Source organism: Planomonospora corallina (assembly GCF_042650625.1).
Lineage (GTDB): Bacteria > Actinomycetota > Actinomycetes > Streptosporangiales > Streptosporangiaceae > Planomonospora_B > Planomonospora_B corallina.
The window spans coordinates 53,287-69,658 of sequence record NZ_JBHSBM010000016.1 but is presented as its reverse complement, the minus strand read 5'-3'; the positions used below and the strand labels follow the sequence as shown (position 1 = coordinate 69,658).

Here is a 16,372-nt window from a genome sequence, read left to right as displayed (position 1 = left end):
AGCCGGAGCCGGAGCCGGAGCCGGAGCCGGCCGGGGGGTCGGTGCGGACGGTCACCACGGGCGCTCCTTCGCTCGTCGATGTCCTGGACGGGGGCGGGGGCGCCCCGGTGGGCGCCCCCGCGGGTCACGCTCACTTCTGCCCGGCCACCTCGATGAGGCGTTCGGGGGTGACCGCTCCGACGAGCAGGCGGCCGTCATCGGTGAGCAGCGCGGAGACCAGCTTGGTCCGGACGACCCTGCCGCTGCCCCACGCCCCGCTGACCTGCTCGGCGGACTTCAGCAGGGCGTCGGCGACGGCGCCGCCGTCCTCGGCCGCCTCGCCGCCGTCCTTCCCTCCCTGGGCCAGACCCCGCAACTCCCGCTCGGAGAAGGGCAGCACGGCGACCGCCGTCCAGCCCTCACCTGCGATCTCGGCCTCGCCCGCGAGCTTCTCCTCCTTCTCCTGCCGGTCGGCCATGTCGCCGACGAGGTCGGCGAGCGGCTTCTCCTCGACCTTCGCGCCGGGCGGCGGGGTGAAGGCGAAGTGCTCCGGAGCGGGCGCGCTGAAGGTGACCGTGGTGAATCCGACCTCGAAGGCCGGCTCGGCCGACCCGTCGGCGTAGACCTGGACCCGGAGCGGGACCAGGGTCTCGCCGTCGAGCGCCAGCCTGATCTCCCGCACCAGGGACGCGTCGTCCTTGGGGGCGAGGGTGAGCTGGTAGGCGTCGCGCCCGGCGACCTTCTCGTTGTCGGTCACGCTGATCGCCGTGTCGGCGCCGGCCCGCTCGAGCACCTCCCGCGCGATCTGCTGCGGCGTGGCCGCCGCGGGCAGGGACTCCGCGGCCCTGTCCCCGGCGTCCCCGGCATCCCCGGGGTTCCCGGGGTTCCCGGGGTTCCCGGAGCCGCTCCCGGGTCCGGGAAGCGTCCCGCCGCCGGGACGGTGCTCCGCGAGGACCTCACGGCCGGCCGTGATGCGGGTGGCCGTGTTCGCCTCGCTCTCCCAGAGCCACACCTGGTCGCCGTTGACGATCAGGTCGGTCTCGCTCATCCGGCCGGGCAGCGCCAGGCGGACCCGGTCGGCTCCGCCGTACCAGACCTTGAGCTCGTGGGAGCCCGCGAGCAGCGTGGCGGGCGAGCTGCCGCCCGCGCCCGGCACCTGCGGCAGGCCCGGCAGGCCGAGGGAGGAGGTCTGCACCAGGGTGCCGGACATGGGGTCCGGACCGGAGCGGGCCGCCTGGACGGCGTCGGCGAGCAACTGCTCGGCGGTGCGCTCGGGCAGGACCGGGTCTCCCTGGACCGCCGCGATGACCGGGCCCGCGCCGATCGCTCCGGCGACCACCGCGATCGCGGCCACCGGCACGCCCCACCTCACGGTGCGCCCCCGGCGGCGTGTTCGTTCAGACATGTCACTCCTTTACGGTATGGCGTCGGCGTCTTCATCAGCAGCCTGCGCCGGGGGTCCTGTGCGGAAGCTGAGACGGGCTGAGAGCGTCCACAGGGTTCTCAGCGGCCTCTCAGGCGCACTGGCCGAAGATGGGGCGGACACGAAGGAGGCAGGGAATGCGGGTTCTCGTCGTGGAGGACGAGCGGCGGATGGCTGCGGCGCTCCAGCGCGGACTGCAGGCCGAGGGGTTCGCGGTCGATCTGGCGTACGACGGCGAGGAGGGCCTCCACCTGGCCCGGCAGGGCGACTACGACGTGGTCGTGCTGGACATCATGCTGCCCCGGCTCTCCGGCTACAACGTCTGCAAACGGCTGCGGGCCGAGGAGAACTGGGTGCCGATCCTGATGCTCTCGGCCAAGGACGGCGAGTACGACATGGCCGACGGGCTCGACCTGGGCGCCGACGACTACCTCACCAAGCCGTTCTCCTACGTGGTGCTCGTGGCGCGGCTCCGCGCGCTGCTGCGGCGCGGCACGGCCCGGCGGCCGGCCGTGCTGCGGGCCGGGGACCTGTCGCTTGACCCGGCCCGGCGGAAGGTCTGCCGGGGGACGACGCCGGTCGAGCTGACGCCCCGGGAGTTCGCGCTGCTGGAGTACCTGCTCCGCCGGCACGACGAGGTGGTCTCCAAGGCCGAGATCCTGGAGCACGTCTGGGACACCTTCGACACCGACCCGAACGTGGTCGAGGTCTACGTCGGCTACCTGCGCCGCAAAATCGACGTGCCGTTCTCGCGCAACGCGCTGCAGACGGTGCGCGGGGCCGGATACCGGCTGGCCGGCGATGGCGGCTGAACCGGCCGGGGGTCCGGTCGCGGGCCCCGCGACGAGATCCGCGGCAGGGTCCGCCGCGGGTCCGGCCGCCGGGACCGCCCGGCGCGGTCCGCGGTGGCGCCGCGGCGGCGGCGCCGGCTGGTGGCGGAGGAAGAGTCTGCGCTTCCGGCTGACCGCGGTCGCCTCGGCGGTGCTGGCGGTGGCCCTGGCCGTCTCCGCCTACGTGATGGTGGGGGTGATGTCCCGGGCCCTGCTGGACCGGATCGACGACTCGCTCCACCAGCGGGCCAGGGAGATGGTCGCGCTGGCCGACGCCGGCCGGCTCCCCGGCGAGCTGACCTCCTCCGACGGCACCCTCGTCCAGGTGATCGACGCCGCCGGGCGGATCACCCACGCCACCACCGGCACCGACCGCCTGGTCCCGCTGTTGAACGCGCGCCGGCGGGCGGCCGTGCCCGCCGGCGGCGGCGCGCGGTTCCTGGACGGCGAGCCGTACGGGATCCCGCACCTGCTCCGGGTGCGGGTGCTCCGCGCCGACCGGGGGCAGACGGTGATCGTGGCGCGTTCCTTCGGCGAGGTGGAGACCAGCATCACCACCGCCGGACGGGTGCTGCTGATCGGGACGCCGCTGCTGCTGGTGCTGCTCGCCGGGATCAGCTGGGTGATCATCGGCAGGACGCTGCGGCCCATCACCGCGCTGCGCCGGGGCGCCGAGGAGATCACCGGCACCGCGCGCTCCCGCCGCCTGCCGGTCCCGGAGTCCCGCGACGAGGTCTACAGTCTGGCCACCACGCTCAACGCCATGCTGGACCGGCTGGAGCGGGCCGACGCCCGCCAGCGCGCCCTGGTCTCCGACGCCGCGCACGAGCTGCGCAGTCCGCTGGCCAGCATCCGGCTCCAGCTGGAGGTGGCGCTCGGCCATCCCGGCGGTCCGGACGACTGGCGGGAGACCGCCGAGGGCGTGCTGGAGGACACCACGCGGCTGACCCGGCTGGCGGAGGACCTGCTCGCGCTGGCCCGCCTCGACGAGCGGGGCGGTGCGCTCGCGCGCCGAGAGCCGGTCTGCCTGGACGAGCTGGCCTGGCAGACCGTCGAGCGGTACGGCGAGGCGGTCGTGGTGAGGATCGCGGCCGGCGGGGAGGGCGGGTCCGTCGTGGTGCCGGGGGACGCGCTGGACCTGGGGCGGGTCCTGGTCAACCTCGTCGACAACGCGCTGCGGCACACGGCCTCGCCGGTGGTGGTCGAGGTGCGGGCCGAGGGGGCGGACGCGGTGCTGACCGTGACCGACGACGGGCCGGGCATCCCGGAGGCCGACCGGGAGCGGGTCTTCGACCGGTTCACCCGGCTGGACAGCGCGCGCAGCCGCGACGAGGGCGGGGCCGGGCTGGGCCTGGCGATCGTCCGCGAGACGGTCAACGCGCACGGCGGCGCGGTGCACCTGGAGGACGCCCGCCCCGGTCTGCGCGCGGTGGTGCGGCTCCCGCTGTCCTGACCATCCCGGCGCGCCGTCCTGACTTGACCGTCTTTTGTCCATCAATCAATCGATCAATGGACATATGGGACTTATCGTCACAATATGAACTCCCCCGATGGCGGCCAGCCGGAGACGATCCTCCGGGCCGCGACCCGGCTCTTCGCCGCGCTCGGCTACGACGGCACCTCCACCCGGCAGATCGCCGAGGCGGTGGGGTTGAACATCGCCACCGTCAACTACCACGTCGGCGGCAAGCGCGAGCTCTACCTCGCGGTGATGGAGCGCGCCCACCAGGCGGAGCTGGCCGTCCTGGAGCCGGCGGTCAAGGAGCTGACGGCCGCCCCGCCCGAGGAGAAGGTCGCCGCCGCGCACCGGATGCTCGACGTCTACGTCGACTTCTGCGCCGAGAACCCGGAGATCCCCGCCCTCTGGATGCACCGGTGGCTCTCCGACGCCGGCGACATCACCGAGCTGGAGCGGCAGTACGTCCAGCCGCTGGCCGCGTTCGTCGCCGACGCCCTCCTCCCCCTGGCCGGCGAGCACGCCGACGTGGAGTACACGATCTGGACGGTCATCTGGTGCACGCACGGCTTCGCCCGCGGCGGCGTGCTCGACCAGGCGGGACGGCGGCGCGGCCCCCGCGACGTGCGGGCCATGCGCCGCTTCCGCGCGCACCTGCACAGCATGCTCCACCAGGCCCTCTGCCTGCCCGGCGACCCGCCCTGAACCCGCTCCCGGGCCCGCCCGGGAGCGCCCGGGAGCGCCCGGCCTCATCCTCCGCCCCGGACCGCCGCTCCGGCCGACCGGGCAGGCGGCGCCGCTCCGCTCCCCGCCCCCGGCCCCGGCCTCGGCCCCGGCCCCATGGGCGAGCGGCCCTGCTCCATGGGCGAATGGTTCCGCGCCACGGGGAGCGTGGACGGCACCGGAGATAACAGATTCATTTACTTCTGTCAGGACATTGCGGTAAACGACGGGCCGGGCCACTATGGGGACATCCCCTCGTGCGGGTGATCCCGCGCCGGGGCACGGACCACCATCGATGAGGCGTCCCCCCGCCTCCGCGGGCCACCCGTCTGTCCCCCCCTGGACGGGTGGCCCCTTTCGGTCCTCCGGTCGGCTCTCCGGCTCCGCTCCTCGGATGCCCGGGCCGACCCGTCCGCTCAGGGGACCTCGGCGAACCGCTCCACGTCCTCGATCTTCCCCGCGATGATGATCACGTCGCCGTAGCCGAGGACGGTGTCGGCGTCGGCGTAGGTGAACTCCTCGTACTGCCCCTTGACGCAGACCACCGTCACGCCGTACTTGCGGCGCAGGTTGGTCTCCCCCAGCGGCACGCCGATGTAGTCCCGCGGCGGCCGGGTCTTGACCAGGGCGTAGTTGGCGTCCACCTCCATGTAGTCGAGCATCCGGCCGTTGAGCAGATGCGCCACCCGCTCACCCATGTCGTGCTCGGGCAGGATCACGTGGTGGGCGCCGACCCGCTCCAGGATGCGGCCGTGGTCGCGGCTGATCGCCTTGGCCCAGATGTCCTCGATCTCCAGCTCCGCCAGAAGGGAGGTGGTCAGGATGCTGGACTCCAGATCGGTGCCGATGGCGACCACGGCCCGGTAGAAGTCGGGCACGCCGAGCTGGCGCAGCGCCTCCAGATCGGTGGAGTCGGCGGCGACGACGTGGGTGAGCTTGCCCGACATGCTCTGGACCACCTTCGGCCGGCTGTCGATGGCGAGCACCTCGGTGCCCCGGCGCACCAGCTCCACCGCCAGCGAGCCGCCGAACCGGCCGAGCCCGATCACCACGACGGGATCGTTCCTCGCGACAGGCAACGCTCGTCCCCTCCTGGGCTTACGACGGCGGGCGCGGGTACTCCCCCGTGCCCGGACGGGGGCGGCACCGGAGCCGGCCCCACCGGAGCCGCCGGAACCCCCGGGAACCACTGTGGCACCCCGTGGCACCCCCGTGGACACGCCCACCGTAGCGGACCCCGCCGGGCGGTGGCGGTCAGCGCCCCTACCGGAGGGCGGTGACGGCGGCCAGGGCGGCGCGGGCGGAGGCGGCGTCGTGGACGCGGAAGACCCGGGCGCCCTGCCAGGCGGAGACCGCGAGGGTCGCCATGGTGCCGGCGTGCCGCTCGGTGACGGCGAGACCTCCGAGGGTCTCGCCGACGAAGTCCTTGTTGGAGACCGCGACGAGCACCGGCCAGCCGGTGGCGACCATCTCGTCCAGGCGGCGGCTGACCTCCAGGGAGTGGTAGGTGTTCTTGCCGAAGTCGTGCGCCGGGTCGATGAGGACCGACTCGCGGGCGACCCCGGCGGCCACCGCCCGCTCGGCCAGGTCCACGGTGTAGCCGATCACGTCCGCCACCACGTCGGCGTAGCCGATGCGGTGCGGGCGGGTGCGCGGCGCGACGCGCCCGGCGTGCGCGCAGACCAGTCCGGTGCCGTGCGCGGCGGCGACCCTCGCCAGATCGGGGTCCACCCCGCCCCAGGTGTCGTTGAGCAGGTCGGCGCCCGCCTCGGCCACGACCTCGCCGACCTCCGCGCGCCAGGTGTCGACACTGATGATCAGATCGGGGTGGCGCTCGCGGACCGCCGCGACCAGGTCGGCCACCCTGCGGATCTCCTCGGCCGGGTCCACCTCGTCACCGGGGCCGGCCTTCACCCCGCCGATGTCGACGATGTCCGCGCCGCCGTCGACGGCCCTGTCCACCGCCTCCAGGGCGGCGCCGAACCCGTAGGTCCTGCCCTGGTCGAAGAACGAGTCGGGGGTGCGGTTGACCACCGCCATGATCGCGAACTCGCCGGGCCGGAACTCACGGCCGCGCAGGCGCAAGATAGTCATCGGGACCGATCCTAGCGACCGGTGCCGGAGAGGCCGGCGCTCCCACCTGCGCCGCCTCCGTGGGATTTCTTCCTCTGGCTGGTGTGCCAGGCGTTCCTAGGCGGCCGACCCACCCTCGGCCACGGTCAGGAACTCTCTCGCGAGGGCGGGCAGGCGCCGCCTCGCGTGGACGAGCGCGATCACCCGGCGGACCGGGGGATCGAGCGACCGGACCACCAGTCCGGCCCGGACGGCCTGCTCGGCCGTCCCGCGGTACCAGAGCAGGGAGGCCTCGCCCGCGAGGACCTGCTCCAGCCGGTTGCCGCGTTCGTCGGTCCGGGGGGCCGCCACGGGGGCGACGCCGTACCGGGCGAACAGCGCGTCGAACTCCCTGCGCCGGGCGCTGCCGCCGGGCGGCAGCACCAGCCGCATGCCGTCGAGCATGCGGACCGGGACCGGATCGGGCAGGTCGAGGCCGGGCGGGGAGACCAGCACGATCTCCTGCCGCTCCAGCGGGTGACTGACGAGATCGGCGGGGACGGGCAGGTCCGTGAGGCCGAGGTCGGCCCGCTGGTCCCTGATGGCGTTGACCACGCCGTCCCGTCCGTCGCAACGGACGATGTGCACGCGCACCTTGGGATGTTCGGCGGTGTAGGCCCGGAGGATGCGTCCGGCCACCCCCGGCTCGAGGCCGGAGGTCGAGGCGATGCGCAGTTCCGCCGCGGGCGACCGGCCCTGGACGGAGAGCGCCTCGATCTCGTGGACGGCGTCGAGCGCCTCCCGGGCCAGCTTGACCACCCGGCGCCCCTGCGCCGTGACGATCACGCCGCGCCCGGAGCGGGCGAACAACGTCATCCCGAGCTCTCGTTCCAGGTCTCTGATCGCACGGGAGAGCGCAGGTTGTGCGATGTACAGCGACCTGGCCGCGTCGGTCATGGTGCGGTGCTCCGCCGTCGCGACCACGTAGCGGAGCTGCTGCAGATTCATGGCTCCGAAGCTAGGACACGGCGGCCGGATCGGCCCGGGACATCGCAGAGATCACCCCACCCGAACACACGCTGTGACCGGGCACTGTCACATCCGTGACGGGTGATGAACATGTGTGCTTACGTCCTTGATCCGGCGGACGTCAGGCCGAGGGGTCCCGCCGGCCGGTCCGGCCACCGGGCAGCCGGACCGGCCGCGTCCCGGACCCGGCCCGCCCTTCCCGCCGACGGCCCGCCCTCGCCCTGGGCGGCATGGCCACGGCCGTACGGCCGACACGGCGGTCGGAGAGCCCTGCCTCCTTGATTTCGCGGATTAAACACCCGTTCATCCCGGATTGGTCACCTGTCTGCCATGTCCAGATATGGGGGCTAGAATCCAGGGCAATTCTCTGCAATCGGGGAGCCTTGGCATGTTCAGCCAGGTGGACCGGGTGAACCATAGGAAGCGGTGTGACGATGCACCTTGGCCAGGACTCGGGGGATGTCACCGGTCAGGGCGGGAAACGGCGCCCTCGGCGACGGGCCACGCGCCCGGCACGTTCCGGTGACGCATCCGAGACCCCGGCCGTACGGGCATCCGGCGCCCAGCCGGGACCGGTGACGGGCACGGGTCCCGAGGAGACCGGGCAGTTCGCGCGGATCACGGCCGCGGGCCCCGTCCCCGAGGGCCGCCCTGCGCGGGCCGGCTCCCCGGACAGGCCCGTCGCCTCCGCCCCGGCGGGCTCCGGCACGTCCCGGACGGGCTCGGACGGGGCGGCTGCCGGCGCCGGCATTCCACCGGGCGCCGTCCCGGGTGCCGGGACCCCACCCGCAGACCCGGGCGCCGGCAGCCCACCCGGCTCCGGCCCGGACGCCGGTTCCGCGCCGCGGGCCGGGTCCGCCTCGTCCGGCTCGTCCGCCTCGGCCGATTCCGGATCGGATTCCGGGACCGGCACGGGAGCAGGGCCGGGACCGGGGGCCGCGTCCAAGGCCGGACCCGCCCCCGAGACCGGGAACGGCTCTCCCGCCGGGCCGGACTTCGTCCCGGGGCCCGGGAACACGTCCGGAAGCACATCTGGGAGCACATCCGGGAACGCCTCCGAACCCGCCCCCGCGCCGGCGGCGCGGCCGCGCTTCGCCCGGCCCCTGACGACCGGGGCGCTCATCGGCTGGACCGCGCTCTCGGCGCTCCTGCCCGGCGCGGCGCACCTGCGCGCGGGCCGGCGCCGCACCGGCTACATCCTGCTCGGCGCCTTCGGCGCACTGCTGGCGGCCGTGGTCGTCACCGCCCTCGTGCTCAGCGGGAACGTGGGCATCGCCACCCGGGACGGCGTCCTCACCACGGCGGTGGTGCTGGCCGGGGCCGGCGCGCTCACCTGGTTCCTGCTGGTGCTCTCCTCCTACATCACGCTCGGCCCCGGCCGGCTGAACCGCACGGGCCAGATCGTCTCCGGCGCCGCCGTCGGCCTGCTCGCCGTGACCGTGATGGCGCCCTTCGCGCTGACCGCCGGCGCGGTCATGGAGGTGAAGCAGACGGCCAACGACATCTTCGTGGAGACCCCCCAGGACGGCTCGCCGGCCATCCCCATCAAGGCCGAGGACCCCTGGAACGGGCGCGACCGGGTCAACTTCCTGCTCATCGGCGGCGACGGCGCCGGCAACCGGGAGGGCGTGCGGACCGACAGCATGAACGTGGCCAGTGTGCACGTCAAGACCGGCAACACCGTCATGTTCAGTCTCCCCCGCAACCTGCAGCACGTGCGCTTCCCGCCCGGCAGCCCGCTGGCCAAGCAGTTCCCCAACGGCTTCATGAGCGAGCTGCCCAACGGCGGCCTGCTCAACGAGGTCTGGCAGTACGCCGAGGACCACCCGGAGGTCATGGGCCGCAAGCACCAGGGGCCCCGGGCGCTCATGGACGCCATCGGCTACACGCTCAACCTCGACATCGACTACTACGTCCTGATCAACATGTACGGCTTCGCCCACCTCGTCGACGCCATCGGCGGCCTGAAGATCCGGGTGGACCAGGACGTCAAGTACGGCGGATCGTTCGGCACCGCGGGCACGATCAAGGCGGGCCACCGAACGCTCTCCGGCGAGGAGGCCCTCTGGTACGGCCGCTCGCGCGTCGGCAGCGACGACTTCTCCCGGATGGCCCGCCAGCGCTGCGTCATCGGCGCCTTCGCCAAGCAGGCCACCCCGGCCGTGGTGCTCACGAACTTCACCAAGATCGCGAGAGTGGCCCGGCGCATGGCCCAGACGAACGTCCCGCGCGACCTGCTGGAGCACCTGGCCGAACTCGCCCTCAAGATCAAGGACGCGAAGATCACCAGCCTCCAGTTCGTGCCACCGGAGTTCTACAGCGGCAGGCCCGACTGGCAGAAGATCCGCACCGCGGCCGCCAAGGCCCTGCGCCAGTCGGTCCAGCCCAGCCGCGCCCAGCTGGCCGCCCGCAAGACGACCACGCCCGGGACCGGCGCCTCGCCCACCCCGACCCTCAGCGCGCCGCCGAAGGCGACGCCCTCCAAGAGCCCGACCGCCAACAAGGGCGCCCAGTCCCTCGACGAGCTCTGCGGTCTCTAGGGCGGGCCGCCGGCCGTCCGGGCCCGGATCCCCGCGCGGGGTCCGGGCCCGCGCCTTTCCCGGCCGGTCGGCGCGCTCCCGGCCCTCCGGCCGGCCTCCGGCGCCGCCCGTCAGGCGGCCCGGGCGCTCCGGGGCAGCAGCGCGAACGCCCCCAGGTACAGCACGGCCGCCACGACCAGCAGCCCCCGGTAGCCGATGACCAGCGCCAGGTACTCCAGGCAGCCGCCGGCCATCGCGCCGAGCAGGTTCGCGCCGAAGGCGGTCGTGGCGTCGGCGGAGTCCGCGAAGCGCTTGGCGAACACCACGTTGGCCGCGAAGATCGGCAGGAACGCCACGACCACCGCGGCCGCCGCCCGCAACGGCACCGGCAGGCTCAGCAGCCAGGAGTCCGGCACCAGCCAGGCCAGCGCCAGCCCGGCCAGCAGCACGCCGTACATGACGGGCAGCGACGGGGTGCGCAGGCGGCGCGTGACCTCCACCGCGGCCAGCACCGCGACCAGCACCCCGGCGAACACGATCGCGTTGACCACCCAGGTGGTGCCGAACAGCAGCGCGAACCCCGTCACGCTCCTGGTCTCCAGCAGCAGGAACGCCACCCCGAGCAGGAACAGGTCGGCGTAGGGACGCATGCGGCCGTACGGCCCGGCCAGCGCGCGGACCGCGAGCAGGCTCACGGCCAGGATCAGGGCCAGGGTGACGACGTAGATCCCCGGGACCGTCCGCTCCTTCAGGTAGAGGAAGGGGAGGTCGTCCGCCGGCGGCGGCGGGGTCCCGGCGGCGGCGCCCGCCCACGGCTCACCGCAGGACTGGTCGGCGGCGGTGAGCCCCGCGGTGATCACGGCCTGCTGGCCGGCCCGGCTGACGACGTCCACGCACGGCCGGTGGCCGAAGGCGGCCTGCACGGTCGAGGCGAGCCGGTCCACCAGCCAGCTCTCGCGGTAGTAGTTGTACATCGAGAAGGCGCCGCCGGGCTTGAGGCGCTCGCGGGCCGCCTCGATCGCCTCCCGGGTGAACAGATAGCTCTCCAGCCGGAGCGAGCTCGCGCCGGAGACGAGGGTGAGCGAGTCGGGCAGGGCGAACAGGATCAGGTCGTACTTCGCGCCGGTCCGCTCCAGGAAGGCGCGGCCGTCGGTGATGTGCGCGGTGACGCGGGGGTCGTCGTAGGGCCGGTCCGGGTGGGCGGCGCCCAGCTCGCGCAGGCGGGGGTCGATCTCCACCGCGTCCACCCGCCGGGCGCCCCTGGCCAGCGCGATCGCCACGTCGGTGCCGCTTCCGGCGCCCACGATCAGCACGTCGTCCAGACGTCCCGCGGCCGCCCGCTCGTACGGCAGGGCGTACTGCCGCTCCCACTCCAGGCGCTTGGCCGCCGGGATCGCCTGCTGGTGCGGGATCCCGTTGACCTGGATGTCCGTCACCGGCACGCCCTGGTGCTCGAAGCGGTGGTGGGTCACCTTGTAGTAGGGCGACCACAGGGCCCCCGCGGTCAGCGTCTCGACGCCCAGCGCGCCGACCACCAGCAGCGCCGGCACGGCCAGTGCCAGCCGCCCCCGCAGGCTCCGGGGCCAGAGCAGGACGGCGTAGGCGAGCGCGGCGACGACGCCCCACGCCACCGGGGGAGCGCCGAGGAACGACAGCGCGGTGAACAGGCCGATCCCGGTCAGGCTGCCGATCAGGTCGTAGCGGTAGGCCTCCAGCCGGTCGAGCTCCGGAAAGCACCGCCCGACCAGCTCGGCGGGGCCCATCAGCACGACGGCCGCGGCGACGAAGACCACCGGCAGGATCAGCCAGGGCGGCGGCCCGCCCGCGCTCAGGCTGGTCCAGTAGAGCACGCCCTCGGTCTGCCGGTCCACGGTGACCGGGAAGACCAGCACGACCAGGACCAGGGCGGCCAGCGTGATCGGCGAGTAGTACGGCGCCCGGTCCGTCCGTCCCACCCGCAGGAATCCCAGCCCGATGCCGAGGAACGAGCCGAGCAGCACGAAGTTGGTGAAGTAGCTCAGGTGGACGATGTTCGAGCCGGTCCACCGGATCAGCGCCAGCTCCAGGAAGAGCATGAAGGCGCTGGCCACGACCAGCCTGGGACGGGTGGCCAGCGAGTGCGCGGGCCGGGTGCCGGGGGGTCGGGACGGTGTGCTCTGCGCCGCTGCGGTCATGCCCTCTGAACGTAGTGATCCCGGCCCCCGCGGGGAAGCACGGCGCCACTGGACTCGGCCGGGCGGATGCAGGAACGTGGGGAGGTCGCTGTCGTCGAACCCTCGGTGGTGCACCATGCGGGTCCTGATCCAGCTCCGCCCCTCTCCCGACGTCGTCGCGGCCGTGGCCGACCCCGGCATGACCGCGACCACGGCCGACGTCGCCGACGGCCTGCCGGGGGTCGTCCTCGACCCCTCCTTCACCCCGGTGGCCGTGCCGCGCCCGGTCCCGCCTCCGGACGGCGACCCGCTCTCGCTGCGCCGGCCGGTGCGGTTCTCCTTCGCCGCGGAGGATGCCTCGGTCCTGGTCCGCGGGGAGATCTCCGACGACGAGGCGTCGGTCCGGCTCGCCCTGCTGCCCGCGCTCCGCGCCGACGTCACCGGCGTCTTCGCCGACCCGGTGATCGAGACGAACCTCACCTGCGGCGGCGACCCCCCGGTGGGCGACTGGCACGACGTGGAGCGGCTGCTGGCCGTCGACGAGCTGGCGGCCGCGGGACTGGACGGGACGGGCGTGGCGCTCGCGGTGCTGGACACCGGGATCAACGCCCCGCACGTCGTCCGCCACCTCGGCAGGGACTTCACGCTGGACGCCGGGCGGAGCTGGAACCCGGCCGGCGTGACCGGCAAACCGGGCGAGTTCGAGGTGGGCCACGGCACGATGTGCGCCTTCGACACGCTCATCGCCGCACCCCGGGCCACGCTGCTCGACGTGCCCGTGCTGCTCTCCCAGCGGCCGGGCGGCTCGGCCGTGGACGGGCTGCTCTCCGACGCGGTGGCGGCCTTCGCCCATCTGCGCGCGGTCCTGGAGGAGCAGCCGGAGGAGACACGCGCCCTGGTGGTCAGCAACAGCTGGGGCTCCTTCTCCCCGCGCTGGGACTTCCCCGTGGGGCACCCGGGCAACTACTCGGACAACCCGGCGCACCCGTTCAACCTGATCGTGGCCGGCCTGGACGACGCGGGCGCCGACGTGCTGTTCGCGGCCGGGAACTGCGGGCGCGACTGCCGCGACGGCCGGTGCGCCTTCCCGGACCGCCCGATCGTGGGGGCCAACTCCCACTCCCGGGTGCTGTCCGTCGGCGGTGTCGACACCGGCGGCGAGCGGGTCGGCTACTCCTCGCAGGGGCCGGGCCGGCTGGACGAGCGCAAGCCCGACCTGTGCGCCTACACGCACTTCTCCGGCTCCCGGGCGTTCGGCGACGACCAGCCGGACTCCGGCACCTCGGCCGCCTGCCCGGTCGCCGCCGGCCTGGTGGCGGCCGTCCGCACGCGGTGGCCGGTCTCCCGCCTCTCCCCCGCCCAGCTGCGCACCCTGCTCCGCCGCACCGCCGACGACCACGGCACGATGGGGTTCGACCACGACTACGGCTACGGCGTCGCGGACGCGCGCGGAGTTCTCGCCGCGCTGGTCCGCAGGCTCGAGGCGTAGCGTGGTGCCATGCGACTGGTGACGGTACGGCTGCCGGCCGGGGCGACGCTGGAGCGGGCCCTGGAGGAGCTGGGGCTGCCGGAGGAGGAGGTCGACACCGGCTACGGCCTGGTGGCGATCGACCCGGGGCAGGACCTGTACGGCCTGCGCGTGTCGGAGGCCGCCGCCCGCCGGATGGACCGGCGCGGAGACGGCGGCCCCTACTCCGACCCGCCCATCGAGCCGTACGGCCCGCCCCGGTAGAGCACGGCAGGACACAGCAGGGCACGGCAGGACACCGGAGAACACGGCAGGACACCGCAGGACGCTGCAGAACACCGGGGAACACCGGAGAACACGGCAGGACACCGCAGGACGCCCCGCGCCAGGGACCGGCGGAACGCGAGCGGTCCCCCGGCCGCCGGACGGCCGGGGGACCGGAGGAGGCCCGGGGCGGGTCAGCGGCGGGCCATGGCCTCCGTGACCGTGCTGAGCCGGGCGGCGTGTTCCTTCAGGGCCGCGGCGGCGGTGAGCACGGTCTCGGCTGCGCGGGCCGCCGCCTGGCCGGAGGCGGCGACCGCGACCATGCCGCGGGACATCTCCGTACTGGTCGCGCTCTGCTCCTCCACCGTGGTGGCGATCAGCGTCTGCTGCTCGGCCACGGTGTTGATGAGCCCGGCGATCCCGGCGATGCCCTCGGCCGCCTGGGTGCTCTCCGCCTGGATCCCGTCGATCATCTCGGTGATCTGCGCGGTGGCCTCCGCCGTGCGGGCGGCCAGGTCCTTGACCTCGCTCGCCACGACCGCGAAGCCCTTGCCCGCCTCGCCGGCCCGGGCGGACTCGATGGTGGCGTTCAGCGCGAGGAGCTTGGTCTGCTCGGCGATCTCGGTGATCAGCTTGGTGATGCTGCCGATCTGCCGGCTCGACTCCTGCAGCTGCTCCATCCTGCGGGTCGCGTCCCGCGCCGACTCGGCGGCGGTCGTGGTGCCGGCGGCCGCGTTGCTGACGCCGCGGGAGATCTCCTGGATGCTCTCGCTCAGCTCCGTGGAGCTGTGCGAGACGGTCTCCGCCTGCCCGGCGCTCTCCCCGGAGGTCCGCACGAGCTCCTCGCCGGCCTCGCTCAGGCCCGCGCTGGCCGCGATGAGCTCCCGCGAGAGCTCGTGGACGGCCTTCTCGGCGACGACCTTCTCCGTCGCGTCCTCCCAGGTCATGATGTAGCCGCCGGGGATCCGCTGGTAGTCGCTCGACCCGTAGACCGTCTCGCCCTTGAAGGCCATCTCGGTGACCACGTGGTGCGGGAAGGAGCGGGCACCGCGCGTCTCCTTCTTGGCGAGGTCGGCGAGCATCAGCAGCGCCTCCATCCCGTAGTCGGCCGCGGTCCGCTGCAGGAGCTTGTCGGCCTCCTGGTTGCGGTAGACGACGTTGCCGGCCTCGTCCAGCATCAACAGCACCACGGGCGCGTGGTCCAGCGCGGCCAGCAGCGACTCGCGCGTCTGCACCAGCGGGTGGGTGTCCGCAGCTGTCCGGCGAGAGCGCCACCATTTCATCATGTCTGCTCCTTTTGGCTCTTCACAGAAGCCGATCGGCACGGCGGGGACGGACCTGAGGGATGTCCGGACTTCCGTGGGAGACCTCCGCCACCTCCGTCTCCACCGTGTCCCGGCGGCCGGGGGTGGACGTCCGGGAGCCGTTGCCGCGATCATCGGTCCTGCCCGCGCACCCCGCACCACCACAGGAGACGAGCGTGTCCCCCAAGAACGTCCTGGCCGTCATCCCGCCGCAGGTCGGCGGGCGTGCGGCGGGAGCCGCCCTGGCCGGGCTGCTCGCCGGCCGCGCGAACGTCACCGTCGTGGAGTCCGCCGGCGAGGACCCCGGCGCCCTCGCCTCGGCCCACGTGATCGTCAGCGCGCTCAGCCCGGTCGGCGCGGAGCACATCGCGGCCGCCGGCGACCTGGAGCTGGTGCAGTGCGTCGGCCACGGCCACGACCACGTCGACCTGGCCGCCGCGCACGCCCGCGGCGTCGCGGTGTGCACCATCGCCTCCAGCGGGGCCGAGGGCAACAGCGTCGCCGAGCACACCTTCGCGCTCATCCTCGCCTGCGCCAAGAAGATCGTCCCGGCCAGCACCGCGCTCGCCGCGGGCGAGTGGGCGCTGCCCCGTCTCCGCCCGGAGCTGACGGAGCTGGCCGGCAAGACCATCGGCATCGTCGGGCTGGGCCACATCGGCCGCGACGTCGCCCGCAAGGCCGCCGCCTTCGACATGACGGTGCTCTACAGCTCCCGGCGCCGCGCCCCGGCCGACGTCGAGGAACGCACCGGCGCGCGCTGGACGGAGCTGGAGGAGCTCCTGCGCCTGTCCGACGTCGTCACCTTGCACGCGCCGCTCAACGACGGCACCAGGAACCTGCTGGACGCCCGCCGGCTGGCCCTGCTCAAGCCGACCGCCATCGTGGTGAACACCGCGCGCGGCCCGCTGATCGACCAGGACGCGCTCGCCGACGCGCTGGAGGGCGGCCGCCTCGCCGCCGCGGGCATCGACGTGTTCGACCCGGAGCCGCCGCCGTCCGGCATGCGGCTGCTGTCCGCGCCCAACGTGGTGCTCACCCCGCACGCCGGGGCGGTCACCCGCGAGACGCTCGTCCGGATCGCGCTGGCCGCGATCGAGAACGTCCGCCGCCACCTCGACGGGGAGAAGCCGCACGACGCCGTCGCGGCCGGAGGCTGAGGGCCGGAAGCCGGG

At 73.9% G+C, this 16,372-nt stretch carries 13 protein-coding genes; 7 read left to right on the top strand and 6 right to left on the bottom strand.

All coding sequences use genetic code 11. The features are described 5' to 3' along the window. Positions 1-130: 130 nt before the first annotated feature. Positions 131-1,384 carry a LolA family protein gene (locus ACFOWE_RS11365; RefSeq protein ID WP_377287223.1) on the bottom strand — a complete coding sequence of 418 codons (1,254 nt, stop codon included), beginning with the start codon at positions 1,382-1,384 and terminating at the stop codon, positions 131-133. Positions 1,385-1,539: 155 nt separating this feature from the next. Between ACFOWE_RS11365 and ACFOWE_RS11360 the strand changes: the two genes are divergently transcribed. The 3 genes from ACFOWE_RS11360 to ACFOWE_RS11350 all read left to right on the top strand — a co-directional run bounded on the left by ACFOWE_RS11360 (position 1,540) and on the right by ACFOWE_RS11350 (position 4,393). Next, a complete protein-coding gene (locus ACFOWE_RS11360; RefSeq protein ID WP_377287222.1) occupies positions 1,540-2,214 on the top strand; it encodes a response regulator transcription factor in 675 nt (224 codons plus the stop codon). Beyond that, positions 2,204-3,685, top strand: a complete 1,482-nt coding sequence (locus tag ACFOWE_RS11355) for a sensor histidine kinase (RefSeq protein WP_377287221.1) — start codon at positions 2,204-2,206, stop codon at positions 3,683-3,685. The genes ACFOWE_RS11360 and ACFOWE_RS11355 overlap by 11 nt, the downstream gene beginning before the upstream one ends. An 84-nt stretch (positions 3,686-3,769) precedes the next feature. Continuing rightward, positions 3,770-4,393 (top strand): TetR/AcrR family transcriptional regulator, encoded by a 624-nt coding sequence (locus ACFOWE_RS11350; RefSeq protein WP_377287220.1) that lies wholly within the window; start codon positions 3,770-3,772, stop codon positions 4,391-4,393. A gap of 434 nt (positions 4,394-4,827) precedes the next feature. Here the strand turns inward: ACFOWE_RS11350 and ACFOWE_RS11345 are convergent, their stop codons facing one another. The 3 genes from ACFOWE_RS11345 to ACFOWE_RS11335 all read right to left on the bottom strand — a co-directional run bounded on the left by ACFOWE_RS11345 (position 4,828) and on the right by ACFOWE_RS11335 (position 7,471). Beyond that, positions 4,828-5,490 (bottom strand): potassium channel family protein, encoded by a 663-nt coding sequence (locus tag ACFOWE_RS11345; protein WP_377287219.1) that lies wholly within the window; start codon positions 5,488-5,490, stop codon positions 4,828-4,830. Between the two features lie 184 nt (positions 5,491-5,674). Further along, entirely contained in the window at positions 5,675-6,505 is an 831-nt protein-coding gene (gene folP / locus ACFOWE_RS11340; RefSeq protein ID WP_377287218.1) for a dihydropteroate synthase, read from the bottom strand. Between the two features lie 96 nt (positions 6,506-6,601). After that, on the bottom strand, positions 6,602-7,471 hold the full coding sequence (locus ACFOWE_RS11335) for a LysR family transcriptional regulator (protein WP_377287217.1): 870 nt from the start codon (positions 7,469-7,471) through the stop codon (positions 6,602-6,604). A gap of 596 nt (positions 7,472-8,067) precedes the next feature. Here ACFOWE_RS11335 and ACFOWE_RS11330 point away from each other — a divergent pair. Further along, a complete protein-coding gene (locus ACFOWE_RS11330; protein ID WP_377287216.1) occupies positions 8,068-10,032 on the top strand; it encodes an LCP family protein in 1,965 nt (654 codons plus the stop codon). A gap of 110 nt (positions 10,033-10,142) precedes the next feature. On the opposite strand, the gene ACFOWE_RS11325 is transcribed toward ACFOWE_RS11330, so the two are convergent. After that, positions 10,143-12,185: a spermidine synthase gene (locus tag ACFOWE_RS11325; protein ID WP_377287215.1), complete on the bottom strand. Its 2,043-nt coding sequence runs from the start codon at positions 12,183-12,185 to the stop codon at positions 10,143-10,145. Between the two features lie 115 nt (positions 12,186-12,300). On the opposite strand from ACFOWE_RS11325, the gene ACFOWE_RS11320 reads away from it, so the two are divergent. Both ACFOWE_RS11320 and ACFOWE_RS11315 read left to right on the top strand, forming a co-directional pair. Further along, positions 12,301-13,653, top strand: a complete 1,353-nt coding sequence (locus ACFOWE_RS11320) for a S8 family peptidase (RefSeq protein ID WP_377287214.1) — start codon at positions 12,301-12,303, stop codon at positions 13,651-13,653. Positions 13,654-13,662: 9 nt separating this feature from the next. Beyond that, positions 13,663-13,896, top strand: coding sequence for a hypothetical protein (locus ACFOWE_RS11315; RefSeq protein WP_377287213.1), 234 nt, complete (start codon positions 13,663-13,665; stop codon positions 13,894-13,896). Positions 13,897-14,090: 194 nt separating this feature from the next. Here ACFOWE_RS11315 and ACFOWE_RS11310 read toward each other — a convergent pair whose 3' ends face one another. Then, entirely contained in the window at positions 14,091-15,182 is a 1,092-nt protein-coding gene (locus ACFOWE_RS11310; RefSeq protein ID WP_377287212.1) for a methyl-accepting chemotaxis protein, read from the bottom strand. 194 nt (positions 15,183-15,376) lie between these two features. Between ACFOWE_RS11310 and ACFOWE_RS11305 the strand changes: the two genes are divergently transcribed. After that, on the top strand, positions 15,377-16,357 hold the full coding sequence (locus ACFOWE_RS11305; protein ID WP_377287211.1) for a 2-hydroxyacid dehydrogenase: 981 nt from the start codon (positions 15,377-15,379) through the stop codon (positions 16,355-16,357). Positions 16,358-16,372 lie beyond the last annotated feature (15 nt).